This window comes from Pedobacter sp. AC163 (assembly GCF_979258665.1).
In genome coordinates this window covers 924,778-945,166 of record NZ_OZ409872.1, presented here as the reverse complement: position 1 = coordinate 945,166, position 20,389 = coordinate 924,778, and the positions used below count along the sequence as shown (strand labels likewise).

The window sequence follows — 20,389 nt, the reverse complement described above, 5'->3', positions numbered from 1 at the left end:
AAACCATAAAATACCATTCGTCCGTCCTTCTTGCCAATAAGTGGCGCAGAAAATACAGATAAGAAATCGTTCGCGATGTAGCTTAAAGAACCTCACTATCCATTATCCAAGGCGGTGAATCGAAGGTTATCAAACCGACAAAAATCAATTTTAAACAATTTTTTTTACAAACCATTAATACATGAAATTAAATAGTACAATGACGTTAATCACCATTTTTCTTGGTGTTTTCCTTAGTAAAAGTCTGGCGCAAACAGTAGACAAGTCAAAGCTAGATGAACTTTTTAACCATCTCGCAAACCATAATAAAGCGATCGGAACTGTAGCAATCAGTAAGGGTGGAAAAGAAATGTACACCAGGAATTTTGGACAGGGAAATTTAGAACTACCGGTTGATTCCAATGCAACCATTAATTACCATGTAGGATCTATTACCAAAATGCTGACAGCAACAATGATATTTCAGCTGGCTGATATAGGAAAAATTGATCTGTCTGATAAGTTATCAAAGTACTTCCCGGATTTACCCAATGCAAATAAAATAACCCTGGATCATCTATTGTCCCATTCCAGCGGCCTGCGGGATTACCTTACCAAACAGGATAGTTTGTCCAAGTGGCTTATACAGCCCAGAAAACCAAAGGAAATTCTTATGGAAATCAATAGGCAGGGCGTTAAATTTCAGCCGGGAGACAGTGTAATGTATTCCAATACGGGATATTATCTACTTGCCCGGATTCTCGAGAAGGAATACAAAAAACCGTATAGCTATGTTTTACAGAAACAGATAGTCAATCCGCTTCAGCTGAACTCTACCTATTCTATGCCCAGAAATATAAAATCAGATGTTGCGATTAAACCTTACCATTTTGATAAGAAATGGCAGGAAATAACAGACTTACACTTTGCAAATGTAATTGGTGTCGGAGATGTTGTTTCTACACCATTAGAACTGAATAAAATAACCTATGCACTATTTAATCAAGGCCTGGTAAAAGAAATAAGCCTAAAGACAATGAAGGGTATGCCACGTAAATCTTTCGGTGCAGGACTGATGCAAATCCCGTATTTTGGCAAAATATTATATGGTCATGGAGGAGATACATTCGGAACCCATTCATTAACCTTATTCAATCCGGCAGATAGCTTAACCATTTCTATTTGCTTAAACGGCCAGGTATTTTCCTCAAACAACCTTGCGATAGCGGTACTGGACAATATTTACCTTAAGGAAAGCACACTCCCAAATTTCAAAAAGTATGTTGTTGAGACAGCAACACTGGATAAATATGCTGGTTATTATTCGTCCGATTCTCTTCCCCTGAAACTACAAATCTTCCGGGATGGAAATAAGCTAAAGGCTCAGGCAAATGGACAGTCGGCGTTTGAACTGGAGCCACTGGATAAAGATAAATTCGGACGGTCGGCGATCGGTCTTCAAATAGAATTCAGAATGGATGAGAAGAAGTTGATTTTTTCGCAGCGGGGAAAGAAGATTATACTCACAAAATCCGAAGCCGCAGAACGTTAAAGATAAGTGCCTTTAAATAACAAATTTCGAATTATACTCAAAAAAACAAGCCTATTGGCTAATGCCTTTGTGAACATGATAAAAAAAATTTTTTTCAGCATATTCTTTTATTTATGCTTTATCACCTCTTTTGCTTCATTGTGTGTGAAGCCCCAGGACTCTCTGCTTATTAGATTGAAAGATTCCATATCTGTTAGTCATTATCCGAAAATCCATAGCTTATTGATTGCCCGGGGAAAGGATTTAGTGATGGAGGCCTATTTTAACGGTTATACACGCGATTCTCTCCATGATTCCAGATCTTCATTTAAATCAGTCACGAGTTTGTTGATCGGTATAGCGATAGACAAGGGTTTTATAAAGAGTGTCGATCAAAAGATCTATGAATTCTTTCCTGAATATCCATGGCTGAAAGAAGACCCGCTCAAAAAGTTACTCACCATCAGAAACCTTCTGGAAATGAAATCGGGACTTGACTGTGAAGAATTCAATGAAACTAAGGATTGCGAAGATGAAATGAGCATGAGCGATAACTGGGTGAAATATGCCCTTGGAATCAAAATGATCCATAAACCCGGGGAAATCTGGGCGTATACTTCTGCTGATCCTATGATTCTCAGTGGCGTATTGCGAAGAGCCACTCATATGACTGTAATGAAATTTGCGGATAAGTACCTGTTTAAGCCTCTGAATATATCGAAATACAAATGGAGCACTGATCCATCCGGTAACGGCATGACGGCGGGATCTTTCTACATCAGGCCGATTGATATGATCAAACTGGGTCAGCTTGTTAAAGACGATGGGATTTGGAATGGTAGGAGCATAATTTCAAAAAATTGGATTCAGCGCTCAACTGAATGTAATATTGAGATACCTGATTTTTCCTATGTGAAAACCAGCCGTACTAAAGCTGCATATCCGCAGCAGGCGTACTATGGATATTACTGGTATAGAGAAATGATAAAATCTGACCGTTTTCAAGAAGATGTCTTATTTGCCTCTGGTAACGGGGGACAATACATTTTTGTTATCAAGCGTTTAAACCTCACCGTAGTTTTTACGCAGGGCAATTATAAGACCTTCAAAGCGAAGCAGGCTTTTGAGATTCTGGCCAGATACATTATTCCACATTTCATATCCTGAACAATCATCAGGCATCAGTATATAGATTAATTACAAATTTTAAATTACACAAATATAAAAAACAATGATAAATAGAAAATCAACAATCAAAAACAACCTTAAAACTTTATTAACACTGTTATTATTTACTACGTTCTTTTTCTCATGTAAAAAAGAAAATCCAAATATGGGTAGTCTTGAAGTCAACAATGAGTCAGGAGCAGAAGTAGTAATCATCAATACTCAAAGTGGGGAAAGGTTTTCTTTGGAATCAGGTAAGTCCAAAAAGATCGCCACTAATCTTGGGATCGATAACTTTTCAATTGAAGCGCCGGCGAGTGACAACCGCAGCTTTGGCTTTGAAATCTCTGGAAATCAGAAATATACGATTTACAGCTACCGGAACATTTTAGAATACAGGATTTGGGGTATAGATACAAAAACAGCCAGTTTATCATATCTGGATGATGTCGGTAATAAGGTATCGGTCGCCTCTGTAAATCTGCCCTATATCATTTCATATAAAAAGTTTTCGAACAATAGATGGCATTTGGATGCAGCCAATCTGGAGCAAAAGGGATTTGTCAACATACAAGTCTTGGTTAAAGGAAGACTAAGGACTGAGCTGTCAAATACACAATCGGTGGCCGCAGGCGGATCCATTGATGGTTCGAGTCTTTATAAGTAAGCCGATCCCATCTGTTGCTTTGCTGATTCCAGAAAACGTGGTAGCATTGCCCGTAGCGAAATAGTGCCTCGGAATGTAGAAGGCCTGACCAAATCGAATGTTTATAGCTACAATATTTTTTTTAGGGTAATAGGGGTAAAGCTGTTCTTAGTTGTACTATAACTAAATAAACAAAACGATTATGATTGCAGCAATAGTTATCTGGTTTTCCAGGACATACATTTTACCCATGGTTAAGAAGAGAAACGTTCGGATTAAAGCCGTTAAAATATGTCGGAGTGTTTTTTTAGTGATGCTGTTGATATGCTCCAACCAATTAGTATTCGCGGAAAAACTTCGAAAAGTTTATAATATTAAACGAAACGGCGAGCTAATCGGCAAGCTTTACTTTAATCAGGAAAGCGAAGGTGAAAATATTTTGCTTAAAATAACTTCCGAAATCAATACCCGTTTAATCTTCAGAATCAATGTGAAAACTGAAGACTTAGCGCATTTTGCGGGAGAAAAGTTAATTTATTCTGCCGTTAGCAGGATGGTCAACGGAAATGCCAAGGGCATCCGAAAGACGAGCTTGACAAAAGATGGGTATCAATTGCAGGATGGAACAAAGCTGACAAGCTTTAAGCATCAGATTAGCAGGAATATGATGTCCTTGTATATTAAAGAGCCGGTCGATCTTAAACCAATGTATTCTGATCACTATCAATCCTTCGTGGATATTAAAAAGATAGCTGCCCATAAATATAGGGTCAATCTTCCGGATGGTAATTACAATGAATACTATTTTGATAATAACATTTGTAAGCTTATTACCATCAACCATTCTCTTTATACTATAACGATGGAACTTGTATAGTATGGAAGCGGTAAACAACAAATACTTAAAAGTGATGGTGACCGGAGCATCAGGATTTATTGGTAGAAAACTGTGTCTGATGCTAGCTGAAATGGGATATGAAGTCAAGGCACTTTGCAGGAACTTAAAGCACCCTTTTCTGTTGCACCATAGAAATATCCATTTCATAAAAGGTGATATCTTAAACATTGGAGAACTAAAGGCGGCTATGGATGGATGTTATCAGGTCTTTCATACTGCTGCGATGGCAAAGATGTGGTGTAGAAATGAAAATGAATTTTACAACGTAAATGTGGTTGGAACGCGCAATGTATTGGCTTGTGCGCTAGATCTTGGAATAGAAAGGGTAGTGCATACTTCCACATGCGGCGTATGGGGACCGACGCTGAATCTTCCCATTTCTGAAAATGACCCAAGGGCTGTAGGCTTTCCAATAACGTATGAACGGACCAAATATCTTGCCGAAGTAGAAGTGAAAAAGTTTATAGACAAAGGTTTGGATGTTGTTATCGTAAATCCATCGCGAGTGTATGGCGATGGTCCGGTAACAGACAGCAACACGGTGGGTAAAATGGTGAACGGATATATTAAGGGTAGTTGGCGCCTTATACCAGGAAATGGTAAGGCAATTGCCAACTATGCCTTCATCGACGACGTAGTGAACGGACATGCTCTGGCAATGTGGAACGGAAAAAACGGAGAGCGATACATTTTAGGTGGAGACGATGTTTCATTTAACGAATTTTTTGAAACGTTATCAGAAATAACCGGGCTAAAACGGAAACTATACAAGATGCCGTTAGGTATTATCAAGACGTATAGTCTGTTGGAGTTCTTCAGAGCTGGAATTTTCGACGGTAAACCAAAGCTACTTCCTGAATTTGCCGACAGACTTAAAGCAAACCAGCAGTATTCTTCTTTAAAGGCGATTAATGAATTAAACTATGAGATCACGCCTTTCTTTTCCGGAATGGTCAAAGCTGTAAATTATTTTAGAGATTAAGATGAAAAAAACAGTCCTCATTACAGGCGCCAGTCAAGGACTAGGAAAGTCTTTCGCAATTGAACTGGCCAAAAGAGGGGCGGACCTGGTTCTGATCTCTTTGCCAGATAGTGGTCTGGAATTTTTGGCAAATTACCTCAGAAGGAATTTTCAGTGCGATATATTATGCATAGAAATAGATTTAACACAATCGAGCTCCGCTAAAGAAATTTTTCAAACTATAAATTCTCATCAACTCACAATCAATATGCTGATTAATAATGCAGGCCTTGGCAACTGGTCGGGGTTTGAAGAAAAAAGCGGCGATTTTTACGAAACCCAGATCGCTCTGAACATTACAAATACTGTCCTGTTAACCAAATATTTCCTTAATCACATCGATAAGAAATCTCCAAGCTTTCTTTTGAATGTCGGGAGCCTTGGTGGTCATTTTATCCTTCCAAGAAAGCAGGTTTATGGTGCAACAAAGTCTTTCGTAAGTTATTTTACCCGTTGCCTACAGTTGGAATTTCATAAATCCAATATAAATATCAGCTTACTAAGTCCCGGCGGGATAAATACAAAGCCAGAGCTACTTGTGCTGAACAATAGCTTAAAAGGTTTTGCCAGGATTACCATATTAGAAGCCGATTATGTAGCAAAGATAGCCATCAATGGATTGCTCAGGGGTAAGAAAGAAATTATTCCGGGATTTGCAAATCGTTTTCTTTTAATGCTTGATAAAATTATCCCCTCATCTTTGAAACAAATCCTTGTACAACAAAATCTAAAAAGAATTTCATTTGATGCGTAAATACTCGATACGGAGTGAAAATCATACCCAAAAACTGTAAAATTGGACAAAAGCGACGACCAGCTACTTGGGTTAATAAAAAACGGTAATAAACAGGCGTTTGATACCGTGTTCCTTAAATATTTTAATGTTCTGCATAGGTACGTCATTTCTATTATACATGAAAAAGAGGATGCTGAAGAAATTGTTCAGAACGTATTTTATAGGATATGGACTAAACGATCGCAACTAAAAGATGAGGGATTTCTCAAGTCTTTTCTCTACCGATCGGTACGCAACGAAAGTCTGAATTATATTAAACACCAGAAAGTGCGTAACAGATTTAGTATTCATTACAATGATCATCACAATGGCTCAGGTAATTTGACATCTGAAATACTGGTGATGGAATTGCGCAGACAGATTTATGCCGCTATTAATGAACTCCCTGAACGGTGCCAGATTGTATTCCAAATGAGCCGTTTCGAGCAGATGAAGTATAGTGAAATAGCAACGGAATTAAACATATCGATAAAGACTGTAGAAAATCAGATGGGTAAGGCATTAAAGATCCTTAGACTCAGGATGACTGAGTTCCTGATACTTATTTTTCTGCTGATAAAATAAATAAATGGATAAAATTAGCATAACTGATGATTTGCTTGCCAGATACCTGACAGGAGAAGCGAACGGCACAGAAGAAAGAATTGTGGAGGCGTGGGCAGGTGAGCATAACGATAATTTAAAAATTCTCTCAGACTACAAAGCAATGCTTGATGCAACCAATATTGAGGTAGTCTCCGGAGTTGATCAGTTTGAGGCTTTACAAAGACTGAATTACCGTTTGAAACAAAAGCAAAACTTTCTTTTTGGAAATTCGATGAAATATGCAGCATTACTGCTTATTGCCATTACCTGTGGTTTTTTTTTCTATAGCAAAATCATGGTCAGGAGATTAACCATCAGCACCTCAGCGAAAGTAATGACCCAAGATCTGCCTGATGGTTCTGTGGTAACCCTGAACAAAAAATCCAATATTTCCTATCTGGGGGGGGCTTTTACCAGTGAGCGGGAGGTTCGGTTGCAGGGGGAAGCATTTTTCAAAGTAAGACCGGATAAATCAAAGCCATTTGTCATCCATGTAAATCAAATCAGTATCACCGTAGTAGGAACTGAATTTAATGTCAAAACCATGAATGGGCAAACTTTGGTCATTGTGGAGAAAGGTGTGGTCAGGGTAAAAAATCAAAAAGAGAGCATTCAGCTTAATGCCGGCGAAAAAGCTGAAATTGGTGTAAATAATGCGCATTTAAAAAAAGAAAAAAATAGTGGCAAACTCTATAGCTATTACTATTCCAAGGAGCTGGTATGTGTAAATACCCCCTTAAAAGAGCTGGCAAATGTGCTTGATGAAAAATTCAAGACTAGGATAATCCTATCCAGTCCAGAGTTGGATTCACTGGCATTAACAGCAACATTTAAAGATGAATCATTAAAGGATATATTAAAGGTTGTTGCTGAAACATTCAAAATAACAGTGGAATATCATCATGACAGCATTATATTGAAGTAGCAGATGAGAATATCCAAATTAACACTGCTGCTGTTCTGTATCGCTATTTTTAAGCTCAAAGCTCAGGACAACCTGTCCAGAAATGTCTCTATTCAGGTAGATAAACAAAAGTTGAGTGTATTACTTTCAAAACTTGAGAAAGAAGGCGGATTTAGGTTTTCCTACAAGAGTGATATTATTCCAGCTGATAGTTTAGTCTCTTTTCATGGAACCAATATGAGCATTGCCGAAGTACTTGATAAGCTGCTTGATCACCGTTTTGAATACCGTCAGTCGGAAAATTTTATCATCTTAAGATATGCGCCCGGCGAATTAAAACTGCTCTTGCAGGAGTCTTCTGGTGATGTTGGCGCTTTTACTATCAGTGGTCAGATAATTGATGTGACAACTGAACGCCCGGTTGCAGGAGCAAGTATTTTTGAAAAAAACTTACTCGTGTCCGAGCTGTCAGACTCGAAAGGTTACTTCAGTATCAAACTGAAAAACATAACTCAGCCTATTTCTTTAACCATTACCAAAGCAAATTACAAATCGACGCTTATTCATTTCCTTGATGAGGTTCATGTGCGCAGTAGCGGGCAAGGAAGACACGAAAGTTTCCGCGACGGTGACCTATCAGGCATCGAAAGAACCTGGCTGGGCAGTTCGCTAATTACAACAAAACAGAAAATTCAATCCATAAACATTGGTAACTATATTTCCAGTGCACCATATCAGCTTTCATTAACCCCAGGCCTAAGTACTCACGGATCTTTGAGCGGGCAGGTTGTGAACCGTTTATCTGTCAATGCAATCGGAGCTTACAGCGCAGGCGTAAGATGGGCAGAACTTGGATTAGTGTTCAATATTGATAAAAGCGATGTTCAGTATTTTCAATTTGCAGGAATTTTTAATTTGGTAGGCGGAAGAGTCCAAGGAGCACAGATAGGAGGATTTTTTAATTATGACTTAGCTAACGTCCAGGCAGCCCAGGCTTCGCTATTGTTTAATTTCGTGAAACAAGACTTTACCGGCTTGCAGGCGAGCACACTCTTGAATCGTGTCATGGGTGATTTCAATGGTGTCCAGGTAACATCCGGTCTGAATATGTTGGGCAAGACCCTGCATGGAGTACAGATCGGAACAGTTAATTCTGTTTCCAGTGACACTAAGGGAATCCAGATCGGAATTGGCGTTAACCGGGTCGGAGAACAGGTTGGCGGGGTACAGATCAGTGGAATCATGAATCTTAACAAGCGTTCAAAAGCAGTAAGTGTTGCTGGGTTGCTGAACTTGACAAAAGAGCTCACCCTTGGAGCACAGATTGGTGCCATAAATTATACCAAAGACCTAAAGGGACTGCAGATAGGTCTTTTAAATCTGGCTGACAGAAACGACGGTTATTCGATTGGTTTGATAAATATTGCGCTCAATGGCTATCATAAGTTTGCCCTTACAACAAATGAAAGTACCCAATTCAATTTCACCTATAAAGGTGGAAGTAGGAGATTTTATAACCTGCTGGCGTTCGGGGCGAACCGAAAATCAGCTCAAGAGCATTATACTACCGGTTTAGGCTTTGGAACTGAAATAAACATCCTCAGACAATTTACCCTTAATCCTGAACTTAGTTCCCAATATGTTTACCAGGGTAGTTGGAAACATTTAAACCTGTTAAACAAATTTGAAACGGCTATTAACTTCAGGCTAAATACGTGGTTGTCAGTTCAGGGCGGTCCGTCACTAAACGCTTACTATAGCATGCAGAAAGATAAGATTGGCAATTATGGATTGCTGCAAGAAAGGCAAAGCCGCTTTAACTTCTCAAAACCCGGATATTCAGGATGGCTGGGCTGGAGTGCCGGCATTGTCCTATTGTAACCAGTATTATATTATAGTTTCCCGCCGATCTAAAATTGGCTTTCGGACAAAAGAAAATATGAATTATTCAAAACTAACTGCACCACTAGCGTTTTTCTTCCTTCTGGGCGCCCGGTTATCCGCTCAGATGGTTCCTAAAGAAATAATGAACACACTCTGGATGCAGCAAGGATATGATCGGGTACTGAAAATCAATGACAGTACCTATTCCTATTATAATATTGACCAGACAGGCTGTAAACCCCTCGTACAAGGTTTGTTTTACGAACGTTTTAAGCTGGTTTATGTTGGAAAAAAAGAACTTATCCTAAATCCCGGCGGAATCGTTGATTACAAATTTACGTCCTCGGATTCACTGCCAGCATTCTATCAGCTTTCGCCTGGGCTGAACAGAAGCTATCTGGTGAATTTTAGAGTTTTCTGGGAAACCTTTCAAAACAACTATGCTTTTTTCAAGGAAAGAAAAATCAATTGGAACGAGGTTTATGAAAAATATTTACCGATTGTTGAACGTGTTAAATCAGATTCAGAATTCGCGGTTGTGCTCAGGGCGATTATCGGTAAGATCGGAGATGGGCATATCAGGCTTAGCCTTCCTGATACGCTGAAAACGATTTTAAAAGTGCCGTCCAGTATGTCAACTATGAAATCAAAAAAGGAATTGTTAGCCGATTTAACCGGTGCATACATTCCACAGATAAAATCATATAACGGTGGTGTTCTTCAATGGGGATATCTTAAAAGCACAAGAATTGGCTACATATTGGTAACGGATATGGATAAATTTGCAAATTATATACCTGAAGATCAACAATTTTCAACCGGGTTTGATGCCGATTATAACAATATCAGTAAGACAAAATCGCCATTGAAATTGCTGAAGGATGAGTTAGACGGGGCAGATCTGGTAATGAAGCAAGTTGTGCGGGATTTCAAAAATGCAGAGTCAGTGGTGATTGACCTTCGATTCAATTGTCGCGGCTATGAAACTGTTGCACTGAAAATCTTAAGTTTTCTCATTGGTGTCAAAAAAAAGGTGATGTCCGTTTCCGCAAAAAAAGTTCCTGAAAACACACACATCCAGCAATACATTCTCCACCCATCCAAAAATCATATGAGCGTCCCAGTGAAAGTATTAATCAGCCCACAAACAGCAAGTGCTGCAGAAATTCTTGCTTTAGCATCAATAAGCTACCCAGAGATTAAAAGGATAGGAAGTAAAAGTTCCGGCATTCTATCGGGAATGCTCTGGAAGGAATTGCCAAATGGGTGGGCATTTTGCCTATCTAATGAAATTTATAATGATGCCTTTGGCCAAATATATGAAGGATACGGAATTCCTGTAAACGTAGAGTTGAATTATGCCGAAAACCAATCAACGTTTTACGGAGGATTTTATCAGGATCTATTATTTCGTGATCAGGCATTGGAAATAATTCTTCGTAATCCCAGCAACACTGACTTTTAAGATATACTCAGACTCACTCACCGAAAGCAGTTTAATATTGCTATTTTAGCACCAAAAGAAATCTATTGCAAACACCATATTTAAGTTTAGGCAAATCTGAAGGTTTTTATTGGAAAGCCTTCAAAAATGGAGATGCTGCCGCTTTTTCCCTTATTTACCAAAAATATTCCAGTGGCTTGTTCAACTATGGTGCAAAATTTTCCGTTGATAGAGATCTGATCAAGGATTGTATCCAGGAACTCTTTGTACAGCTATGGACTTCCCGGAATTCAATCGGCAATCCAGATCACATTAAAAACTACCTTTATAAATCTTTCAGACATCTTATTCTTAAAAAGATAAACTGGTTGCAGAAGAACGATCACTTTGAGGAAACGGAAGATTATGAATTCAATGTCAGTCTGAATATTGAACAGTCACTTATAGAGGATGAAAGACGGAAACAGATAAGCGAAAGATTACAGAATACGATTTTAAAACTTACAGCCCGGCAGAGAGAGGCTATTTTCCTTAAATTTTATGAGCAGCTCTCATTCGAAGAGATCGCAGAAGTGATGGGGATTACTGTTAAGGGCAGTTATAAGCTAATGGCTAGATCCCTGGAATTCTTAAGGAGCAACTTATCAAAAGAAGATCTAATGATCATTTATTTGGTTTTCAGGTTAAATTTAATAAATTAACTATCAGTTATTTACGAAAAACTATCCCTTTTCGTGGGGTAAAATGTGACTTCGTCAGCTAATCGGATCAAAACAGTTTAGATGAAGAAACAATTAAGTGACTACCATTCTTATACGCTGAATGATTTGATAAACGACAGATCTTTCATCCTATGGATTAGTCAGCCGAACAACGAGCTCGATGTAAAATGGAAGAATATCCAAAAAGCATTCCCTGCTTTAAACCCAGTTATCGCAGAGGCAAAAAATATCGTTTTATCCATGCGTTTCGAAGCCATGGTAATGGGCAAAAAAGAACAGCAGGAGGTGTGGGATAATATTAATCGTGAAATTAGGCTCGACACTAAAGCTCCAAAAGCGATAAGGCTTTGGCCACGCTATGCGGCAGCAGCTATGCTAATTGGAGTTTTTTTTGCCGTTGGTCTACTTTACTTGAGTTTTCAGCAAGTTATCATCATGACGCCTTACGGCGAAATGCAGACAGTCAGCTTACCTGACGGATCAAAGGTGACTTTGAATGCAAACTCAAATATCAGATATGACCGGCACTGGAATGAGGATGAGATCAGGGAAGTCTGGATTGAGGGAGAAGCCTTTCTAAGGGTAAATCATCTCCATAAAAATGGGCCAATCAAAAATCATCAACGTTTTGTGGTTCATACTGGTGCCTTCAACATAGAAGTGCTGGGGACTTCTTTTAACGTCAAAGATAGGAGAGGCCAAACAGAAGTTGCCTTGCTGGATGGAAAGATCAGCTTGGACCTTCGTGATAAACAAGTGACGCCACTAACTCTTATACCCGGTGATATTGTAGAGTATGCAGGCGGAGAAATAAAAAAGAAACCGGCCAATGTAAAAGAACATACTTCATGGAAAGATGGAAAGCTGTTTTTTAGAAACGTAGCGCTTTCCAAAGTATTCAATTATTTCGAGGACATATACGGCTATAAAGTCAAGGTTGAGGACCCACAGATTTTATCAAGAAGACTTTCTGGATCAATGAGTTCGATGAGTGAAAAGGTTTTACTTGAAACAATCGCAAAGACCTTGAACCTCAGCATTACAATAAACAAGGAAACTCGTGAACTTATTATTAAAGCAAATTAAGGAAGAGTCATGAGAAAGCATTTAACAATAGGAATGTTGTTCAGTTTAACTTTTATCATTCTTTTCGGTTCTGCACCCGCACTTAGCCAGATGAAGGCTATTGAAGAGCAGAGATCCCTTGCGGACGTACTCAAGACCTTGACAGCAACATACAAAGTCAACTTCCTATATGAAGAAGCAAATGTTACTGGTAAGAAAGTAAAATATCAGGCCCATGTATACAAAGGAAGAAAAATCAGTGAGGTGCTGAACAAATTATTAGCTTCAACAAATCTTTCCTGGTATAAGGTGGATTCACTGAACTACTCAATATTTCCCAAGCCCATCTTAAAAATTAATCAGGCAAGCCAGCTAAAGGCATTAAAGCTGCCCGAACTGGATTCTTTGCCAAAGGATCAGGTAGTGGGACGGGTAGTGGATGAACATCAGGCACCTATGGGTTATACATCGGTAGTGCTACTGAGAGCGCCGGATTCAGCTACGGTAAAAAATGGTTTAACTGATCTAGATGGTAACTTCAAGTTTGTAGCTGTTAAAGCAGGCACTTATATGATCAGAATTTCCGCATTTGGAAAAAATCCATATACAACCAAGACTTTCTCACTGGGTGGATCCGTTCCATTAGATCCTGACCTGGTTTCCATCATTGTTTTAGAATCAAAAGCAGTGAAGCTTGAGGAAGTAACCATTTCCAGAAAGCGATCACTGGTTGAGCAGAAAGTTGACCGGTATATTTTTAATGTTGACAAAAGCGTTACCGCAATGGGAAATGACGGCATCCAACTCCTTCGTAAAGTACCTGGCATACAAATTTCCGCAAACGCAATTAGCCTTGCTGGAAAAGGCAAAGTCAAAGTGATGATCAATGATAGACTTTTAACGTTATCCGATAATGATCTGTTGAATTATCTCCAAACGTTGCGATCTGATGATATTTCAACAGTTGAAGTCATTACCAATCCATCAGCGAAATATGATGCCCAGGGTAATAGTGGGCTGATCAATATAAAGCTGCGAAAAAGTACAGGAGAGAACTTCAATGGGAATGTATCGGCGGCATATTCGCAAGCAACCTATGCAACAGCCAATATTAGTGCGGGTTTGAATTATAAAAGAAATAAACTTTCCCTCTCAGCCAACTTAAGCACTGGTGACGGATCGGTTAAGGAGACGGCAGATGAAAAGATTTTTTATATAAGCGGACCCCGCCTTTCGAGCGAAACTGTGCGTGCCTATAACCGTTATATTACTGGCAGCATCAGCGCAGATTATCAAATTAATCGAAATGGAATTATTGGCGCCCAGTATTCGGGAACGAAATCCTCGCCAGATAGTGAAGACCATATCTTCGTCACCTTTCCGCAGGCAAATAACGGATTGTTTAGCTCAATCACTGCAGGTAATACACTGAGTACTGTTGATTACAGTAACTCGGGCATTTATTACATCCTGAAGCTTGACACCTTAGGCAAAAAAGTCAATGTGGCAGCTGATTACTTCTCTTATAAAAATTTGCGGGAAAGGCGTTTTGCCAGCAATGAGACAGGGAGTAGCCTTAATGGAAATGGCGCAATTGGATCCAACCAGTTATCTGCCGCTAATTGGGGTAATCAGAATATGGAAATTTACACTTCCAATATTGATGCAGAGTTACCTTACAATTGGGCAAAGATCGAACTGGGAGGTAAACTGAGTTTTATAAACAATGAAAACGACATAGGTTTTCAGAATTTCACTGCTGACTCGATGCAAACCGACCAGTTTCGTTATAAAGAGCATATTTATGCAACATATGCCTCAGCCTATAAAAAAATTGGCAAATGGGAGGCTAAAGTTGGAATAAGATTTGAATCGACCATTACTGAAGGGATGTCTCTCTCTCTCAATCAAAATAATCAGCGAAGATATCACTCCTTTTTTCCCTCAGCCTATCTGAGTTACAGTCCTCAAGAAAGCCATAAATTCTCTTTGAGCTATGGTAGAAGAATTAACCGCCCATCCTATGAGGCCTTAAACCCTTTTCGCTGGTACCTGAATCTGTCTTCCTACCGTGCGGGGAACCCCTTCCTGAAACCCGAATCTATCGACAATGTCGAATTTTCTTATAATTACAAAACCAACTGGACTACGAAAATATATGCTTCCAAAACTGCCAATTGGTATGAGCGTGTGACTTATGTGTCTGCGGAAAGTTCCAAGCAAGCTTATATCTATGAAAATTATGCTACCTTTCACACTGTAGGAATATCACAGAATTATTCTTTTCAAGTGGCTGATATCTGGGAAAGCAACAACCTGATGATGGCCTATTACAACTATTCAAATATGGCTTTGAATGTACTCAGATCTAAATCGAAAAGTTTGAGTGGATTTTTTTCGACAACAAACTCATTCGCCATCAATTCTGGAAAGACGATCTTTGCCGAACTTAATTATTGGTACCAGTTACCCGCTGCAGTTACGCAGTACGAATTGGGCCACTTTCAGGATTTGACTATTGGATTTAAACTTCTCCTTTTAAATAAACAGCTTCAATTGGGTGTTAATGGCTCTGATATATTTAAAACGAATGCTCCCAAAATCACTGGATATACCAATGATATCAGGCAGGAATATAAAAACTATGGGGATCTAAGAAGAGTTGGTTTTTCAGCGAGTTACAAGTTCGGAAGCGATAAGCTCAAAGCAAATCAAAGAAGTACAGGTAATGAGGCAGAAACCGGCCGCGTACGAAAATAAAGATCCTGACACACTTGACTAAACATTTTACAATTATAATTTATGCTTTATACTAAAATTTTATATTTCGCTGCAATCATGTTCCTTTGCAAAAATGCCTGCCCGCAGCAAGCAGGTAATTCCTCGCTGAAAAATACAAACTGGACTCAGGAAGGTTACGGTCGTGCATTGCACATCGGAGATTCCACATACAGTTATTATAATATCAATAACTTAAGCTGTAACTCCTTTGTCGATGGAAATTTTGGGGGACGGTTCAGTGTAGTTTCACTAAAGGAAAATGTACTGGTACTGAATCCTGGCGGAATCGTCAACTATAGATTTAAGCGAGTCGACTCATTGCCGCCATTATGCGCCGGTAGCTCACCTAAGACTAACTCCCTAGAAGACAGTTTCAATGTTTTCTGGAATACATTTAATGATAATTATGCTTTTTTTAACGAGCGTAACATCCACTGGCAGGATATTTACAATGAATATTTTCCAGTAGTCAAGACACTTAAATCAGAAAGAGAATTAGGGAGTTTGCTTAATAGAATAATAAAGAAAATTGATGATGGACATATCAGATTGGAAATCCCGGATTCTTTAAGTTCCGATATTCCCAAAACTAAACCAAAGCTTGCAAAAAACAAGAAAGACCTGATGATCGATTTACAAAGGGCTTATATCGAGAAAAACAAATCTTACAATAACGGGGTGTTGAGATGGGGTTTTTTGAAAGATAGCAAAATTGGCTATATAGCGTTGACTGATATGAACAATTTTTCAAATTACGTTAGCAATGCAGATACAGATACTAAAGATTTTAAGAAGCGCTATGATCAGATACGCGAATCGAGGTCACCCTTGGAGCAGTTTGATGATGAAATTAAAGGAGTAGAAAACGTGATGAAAATTGTTCAATCCGACCTCCAGCAGTCCCGGGCAGTGGTCATCGATCTTAGGTTTAACGGAGGGGGATATGAAACGGTAGCACTAAAGCTTTTAAGTTATTTTGTTTCTGATACGAAAATAATCCTTTCCGTTAAAGCAAAAACGGCTAATGGTTTTACTGCCGACCAACCCTATAAATTGGTTCACGATAAGAAATCATACCGCAAAAAAGTTTATCTGCTATTAGGACCAAATACTGCCAGCGCGGCAGAGATTTTCGCTCTAGGTACACTCTCTTACCGCAATATTACCAGAATAGGATCCAACACCGCTGGAATCTTTTCAGAGATTTTATGGAAAGAATTACCAAACGGATGGGCATTCAGTTTGTCAAATGAAATTTATACCGACACTAAAGGGAAATGTTACGAAGGTGTAGGCATACCAGTGAAATTTAATATGGATTATTCCAGAGACCGTTCGAAATTTTACGACAGCTTTTACCGGGATGGTACTTTTTTCGATAAGTCGTTGGACAAAGTGTTAAATCTGGAGAAGTAATATTTCCCTTCCCTCTGTTAGTAAATAATCAGATCAAACCAGGTTAATTCACAAAGCGCTAGCCGAAGAGCATTCCTTTTCGACTAGCGTTAAATTCCAGGTTTTCGAATCATAACTTCCGAAGTGAAAGTAGCGTTTCTGAAGTTTTTTGCTAACACTATAGTCTCTGCGATTCTTTTTCCAAGCCCGATTCCCGGCCCTCTTTTGCTCTTATTTTATTGTTTCCAAACCGATAGGAGAAATTGATTCTCACTTGCCTGGTCTCTCCCTGATAGGTGGTATGAAGTATGAGATTATTAAGATGGGTATCTGTAACGATCCTGTTTGTTCCCAATATATCGGAAAATGCTATCCTAAATGTCGCTTTATCATTTATTAATGTTTTTTGAAGGCCGAGGTCGATCTGCGAATTGCCTTTAATGAAAGTATTTAAGCCATTAATATTTTTAGAATTAATCACACCGACTGCCTCGGCAGTTATTTTGCCTGGAAAATTAAATGTTTGTTGAACATTCATGGTGCCTGCAAAACGGCTGCGGCTATAGTTTCCATAAGTGAGCGTTCCAACTTCGTTTTTTAGGTGATATCCCATTCCAGTGACGGTAATATTCCACCATTTCGCCAAAGAAAGTTGTTGAGTAACGGTCAGGTTCAATACAGTCTGATTGCCGATATTTCTGGGCACCATATATATAATGTTTTGGCCTGAAACTTCTGTAACGGTGGTACTGATATCACTTGTGTGCGTGAAGCTGGTAGATAGGGAGGTTCTGTTATAATTATACTGGAGCGCAAAAGTGTTCCCATATTGGGGCTTGAGAAATGGATTTCCTTTCCAATAAGATAGCTCATCCACAGGATAGGAAAATGGGTTTAGGTTATTATATGCAGGACGATCTATCCTGCCCGCGAAACTCAAATTGTAGGTGCCCGCTTGTTTGGTTTTGTATGTTATCGCAACGGTTGAAAAAGCATCGAGGTAGTTCCTGACCACTGATATTGGCAATTGTTTTCCATTTTCTACCGGCTGCAAATGTCCATTGGAATGGGTATCTTCGAGTCTTAGTCCAAGATCAAAACTAAACTTATGATTAATAGGGACTTCATATTTTAAGTAGCCGGCGCTGATTTGTTCCTTATAGGTAAAAGCATTGGATAACTCTGTATCAATAACGTTAACGCTTCCATTTTCAGTAAACTGGTTAAATATATTTCTCGCATTTACATCTGAGAATTTTGCACCGGCAGAAACGGTTCCCTTACCCAATGGAAACCTATAGTCAGCCTTAATCGAATATAATCTGATCTTTCGACTATTTTCAACGAAGAAGTTGTTGGAAGACAAAAACGTGCCATCCGGGGAGAAATTATCATTTAAACTTTTGTTTGTCGTCGCTGCGTCGAAAAAACCGTAATCGGCATCTATATCCATGCTCTTCCGGTTCCTTCCCTTATATCTATAATTTATGTTTGCATTATACCGGCTGGCCATTTGTTCTGGATAACTGCTCTCACTTTTCAGTATCTGAAGGAGCATTCCTGATGATTCATCAAAAATATGTGTTATCGGCTTGATCAAACCACCACCGCCTGAAAAATTAGCATTCATCACTATGCCCAGGATTTGTGTGGTATCTATTGCATAATCCAGACCCAGCGCAGATCCAATATTATGCTTTTTATCTACATCATGATTAGCATTGAGGTAGACATTCCCATTCGTTGTTCTGTCGTTATCGTAATCCATCTCATAATGCCCAAAATTATGATTGTAACTTCCGAAGGCATTAACCTTTCCTTTTCGAAAGTTAAGGTTCATATTGGTGTTTTGTTTTAAGGAACTCCCATATGCCAAACCAAGATTAACATTAGTATTGAATCCTTCAGTAATTGATTTTTGCGTTACAAGGTTGATGATGCCACCGGTTCCTGAGGCATCGTAGTCGGCTGATGGGTTTTTGAGAACTTCTATTGACTTTAGATCAGATGCAGACATTGATTTTAACAATTGCGCCAGTTCATCCGTTTGTAAATAAGTTAGTCTGCCATTGATCGTAACTTGGGCACCACTTGCCCCATTTAATGTAATGGTGTTATCCTGATTTACGATTATTCCCGGCGTCTTTCTTAAAGCTTCCAGCGCATTTGAGCCCTGAACAGTTATACTTTTTTCAAGGTTGTAAATCATTTTCCTGCCTTCAACTTTAACAATAGGTTTATTGCCGAAACCTGCAACCACCACGTCTTTTAACTGATTTTGGCTGGTTTTTACTTTAACCACTCCTAGATCTGTATTAACTGATACTTTCAATAGATCGCTCTGGTAAGAAATCTCGTTGAGGTAAGTAACAAGGATTACATAGACCCCGCCCCTGATAGTAAAAGAAAAGGCTCCATTCTTTCCACTTAAAGTAGATTTTATGATCTGACCTCCATTTCCATTTTTCAAAAATATGCTTGCACCTTCCAACAACTCATTGTCCTCACCCTTGGTTGTTCCCTTTAAGATAATTTCCTGTGTGTTTTGTGCAAAGGACTTGTTTAAAAAAAAGCTAAGAATAAAAATAAGGTAGTATGCATTCCCTTGTCTTAATTTAATCATTTGAGTCTTGAATTTTAAAAAGTATAACCTGCAGAATCAATTTGTTTCGCTAAATAACCATTTGTCGCAATATCCTCTTTGTTTCCTTGTTTTTATGATTCAGCTCTTGTCTATCTTCACTGCAAGTATCCCTTTTTGAAAATTAACATCGCTACGGTATTTAGTTCTTGAACTTTGAATACAGCAGGTTGTTCGCGAATGTATTTTGAATTTAAAATAGATCATCAGCCACTCAAGCCTTACCTCGGTAGTCGACCGTTATAACAGATCAGCCGTCAACTGGTAAATACCGTTCAATGGAAGGAATGAATAGCTGATGCATCTACCGTAATAGTATCAGTTGGTTAAACGTCCGGACTCGTTTCCACTAACAGTTCTGTGGTTGATTATTATTTGTGCCCAATTATCTTCATAGCCTATTCCCCTGATATAAGTTACAGAGTGTTTGCTCCCTTTTAAGTTTTTATGAAAAACCATTTCGAACTCAAAAGTCATTTGATCTTTGGTTTTTTTAATAACCTTCACCAGGTAGTCATTTTCCGATCGGTCGTTCAAAGTATAAAATTCTTCACCGAGGGAAGCATTGAATTTTGCATGGGTATAAATTTTTTGTGGTTGATCGGGAAAGCCCTCTATGAGTTGATTATTTTTATTTATCATCAAATACTTGATGTCAACAGCGTCTCCCCCAATCAAAGAATGAAATTTATAGTAACGCTGACCATTAATGAGTGTGGTATCTTCGATTTTAGTATAATTCTGCTCGTTGATCTTCCAAAGATTTCCTACCGCCATTGGTAGAAATGAATCTTCTTTCTGATTGGTATTATCATTCTTAATTATTTGACATGAACCAAATAAAAGGGTAACGGTTAGAATTAATAAGTTTTTGTTGATTTTCATAGTGCTTGGTTATATTAGTTGTCTTGTTATATTGATCATAGTTTA

Annotated in this window: 16 protein-coding genes; 14 read left to right on the top strand and 2 right to left on the bottom strand. The window is 38.7% G+C overall.

Going from position 1 to position 20,389, the window contains the following annotated elements:
• Positions 1-181 precede the first annotated feature (181 nt).
• The 14 genes from ACZZZK_RS03920 to ACZZZK_RS03855 all read left to right on the top strand — a co-directional run bounded on the left by ACZZZK_RS03920 (position 182) and on the right by ACZZZK_RS03855 (position 16,839).
• A complete protein-coding gene (locus ACZZZK_RS03920) occupies positions 182-1,531 on the top strand; it encodes a serine hydrolase domain-containing protein (protein ID WP_463482973.1) in 1,350 nt (449 codons plus the stop codon).
• A 174-nt stretch (positions 1,532-1,705) separates the two neighbouring features.
• Entirely contained in the window at positions 1,706-2,677 is a 972-nt protein-coding gene (locus ACZZZK_RS03915; protein WP_463482972.1) for a serine hydrolase domain-containing protein, read from the top strand.
• A 64-nt stretch (positions 2,678-2,741) separates the two neighbouring features.
• Positions 2,742-3,344: a hypothetical protein gene (locus ACZZZK_RS03910; protein WP_463482971.1), complete on the top strand. Its 603-nt coding sequence runs from the start codon at positions 2,742-2,744 to the stop codon at positions 3,342-3,344.
• Positions 3,345-3,525: 181 nt separating this feature from the next.
• The gene (locus ACZZZK_RS03905) at positions 3,526-4,200 is read left to right on the top strand and encodes a DUF6134 family protein (RefSeq protein ID WP_463482970.1); all 675 of its coding nucleotides are present in this window, start codon (positions 3,526-3,528) and stop codon (positions 4,198-4,200) included.
• A gap of 1 nt (position 4,201) precedes the next feature.
• Positions 4,202-5,203, top strand: a complete 1,002-nt coding sequence (locus tag ACZZZK_RS03900) for an NAD-dependent epimerase/dehydratase family protein (RefSeq protein WP_463482969.1) — start codon at positions 4,202-4,204, stop codon at positions 5,201-5,203.
• Position 5,204: 1 nt separating this feature from the next.
• The gene (locus ACZZZK_RS03895) at positions 5,205-5,996 is read left to right on the top strand and encodes an SDR family NAD(P)-dependent oxidoreductase (RefSeq protein WP_463482968.1); all 792 of its coding nucleotides are present in this window, start codon (positions 5,205-5,207) and stop codon (positions 5,994-5,996) included.
• Positions 5,997-6,038: 42 nt separating this feature from the next.
• Entirely contained in the window at positions 6,039-6,602 is a 564-nt protein-coding gene (locus ACZZZK_RS03890) for an RNA polymerase sigma-70 factor (protein WP_463482967.1), read from the top strand.
• A 4-nt stretch (positions 6,603-6,606) separates the two neighbouring features.
• The gene (locus ACZZZK_RS03885; protein WP_463482966.1) at positions 6,607-7,548 is read left to right on the top strand and encodes a FecR family protein; all 942 of its coding nucleotides are present in this window, start codon (positions 6,607-6,609) and stop codon (positions 7,546-7,548) included.
• A 3-nt stretch (positions 7,549-7,551) separates the two neighbouring features.
• The gene (locus ACZZZK_RS03880) at positions 7,552-9,408 is read left to right on the top strand and encodes an STN and carboxypeptidase regulatory-like domain-containing protein (RefSeq protein WP_463482965.1); all 1,857 of its coding nucleotides are present in this window, start codon (positions 7,552-7,554) and stop codon (positions 9,406-9,408) included.
• Entirely contained in the window at positions 9,314-10,876 is a 1,563-nt protein-coding gene (locus ACZZZK_RS03875) for a S41 family peptidase (protein WP_463482964.1), read from the top strand. The genes ACZZZK_RS03880 and ACZZZK_RS03875 overlap by 95 nt, the downstream gene beginning before the upstream one ends.
• Before the next feature lie 65 nt (positions 10,877-10,941).
• Entirely contained in the window at positions 10,942-11,556 is a 615-nt protein-coding gene (locus ACZZZK_RS03870; RefSeq protein ID WP_463482963.1) for an RNA polymerase sigma factor, read from the top strand.
• An 81-nt stretch (positions 11,557-11,637) separates the two neighbouring features.
• Positions 11,638-12,663: a FecR family protein gene (locus tag ACZZZK_RS03865; protein WP_463482962.1), complete on the top strand. Its 1,026-nt coding sequence runs from the start codon at positions 11,638-11,640 to the stop codon at positions 12,661-12,663.
• 9 nt (positions 12,664-12,672) lie between these two features.
• Positions 12,673-15,402, top strand: a complete 2,730-nt coding sequence (locus ACZZZK_RS03860) for a TonB-dependent receptor domain-containing protein (RefSeq protein ID WP_463482961.1) — start codon at positions 12,673-12,675, stop codon at positions 15,400-15,402.
• A 42-nt stretch (positions 15,403-15,444) separates the two neighbouring features.
• Complete coding sequence (locus tag ACZZZK_RS03855) at positions 15,445-16,839, top strand: S41 family peptidase (protein WP_463482960.1); 1,395 nt, start codon at positions 15,445-15,447, stop codon at positions 16,837-16,839.
• Positions 16,840-16,996: 157 nt separating this feature from the next.
• Here the strand turns inward: ACZZZK_RS03855 and ACZZZK_RS03850 are convergent, their stop codons facing one another.
• Positions 16,997-19,441 carry an outer membrane beta-barrel protein gene (locus ACZZZK_RS03850; protein ID WP_463482959.1) on the bottom strand — a complete coding sequence of 815 codons (2,445 nt, stop codon included), beginning with the start codon at positions 19,439-19,441 and terminating at the stop codon, positions 16,997-16,999.
• A gap of 336 nt (positions 19,442-19,777) precedes the next feature.
• Positions 19,778-20,344: a hypothetical protein gene (locus ACZZZK_RS03845; RefSeq protein WP_463482958.1), complete on the bottom strand. Its 567-nt coding sequence runs from the start codon at positions 20,342-20,344 to the stop codon at positions 19,778-19,780.
• Positions 20,345-20,389: the final 45 nt, after the last annotated feature.

Excerpts from the sequence above, each read along its gene's own strand:
- ACZZZK_RS03910 (WP_463482971.1), top strand. The coding sequence starts at position 2,742 with ATGATAAATAGAAAATCAACAATCAAAAACAACCTTAAAACTTTATTA.
- ACZZZK_RS03850 (WP_463482959.1), bottom strand. The coding sequence starts at position 19,441 with ATGATTAAATTAAGACAAGGGAATGCATACTACCTTATTTTTATTCTT.
- ACZZZK_RS03900 (WP_463482969.1), top strand. The coding sequence starts at position 4,202 with ATGGAAGCGGTAAACAACAAATACTTAAAAGTGATGGTGACCGGAGCA.
- ACZZZK_RS03880 (WP_463482965.1), top strand. The coding sequence starts at position 7,552 with ATGAGAATATCCAAATTAACACTGCTGCTGTTCTGTATCGCTATTTTT.
- ACZZZK_RS03855 (WP_463482960.1), top strand. The coding sequence starts at position 15,445 with ATGCTTTATACTAAAATTTTATATTTCGCTGCAATCATGTTCCTTTGC.
- ACZZZK_RS03920 (WP_463482973.1), top strand. The coding sequence starts at position 182 with ATGAAATTAAATAGTACAATGACGTTAATCACCATTTTTCTTGGTGTT.
- ACZZZK_RS03875 (WP_463482964.1), top strand. The coding sequence starts at position 9,314 with ATGGATTGCTGCAAGAAAGGCAAAGCCGCTTTAACTTCTCAAAACCCG.
- ACZZZK_RS03860 (WP_463482961.1), top strand. The coding sequence starts at position 12,673 with ATGAGAAAGCATTTAACAATAGGAATGTTGTTCAGTTTAACTTTTATC.
- ACZZZK_RS03885 (WP_463482966.1), top strand. The coding sequence starts at position 6,607 with ATGGATAAAATTAGCATAACTGATGATTTGCTTGCCAGATACCTGACA.
- ACZZZK_RS03865 (WP_463482962.1), top strand. The coding sequence starts at position 11,638 with ATGAAGAAACAATTAAGTGACTACCATTCTTATACGCTGAATGATTTG.
- ACZZZK_RS03905 (WP_463482970.1), top strand. The coding sequence starts at position 3,526 with ATGATTGCAGCAATAGTTATCTGGTTTTCCAGGACATACATTTTACCC.
- ACZZZK_RS03845 (WP_463482958.1), bottom strand. The coding sequence starts at position 20,344 with ATGAAAATCAACAAAAACTTATTAATTCTAACCGTTACCCTTTTATTT.
- ACZZZK_RS03895 (WP_463482968.1), top strand. The coding sequence starts at position 5,205 with ATGAAAAAAACAGTCCTCATTACAGGCGCCAGTCAAGGACTAGGAAAG.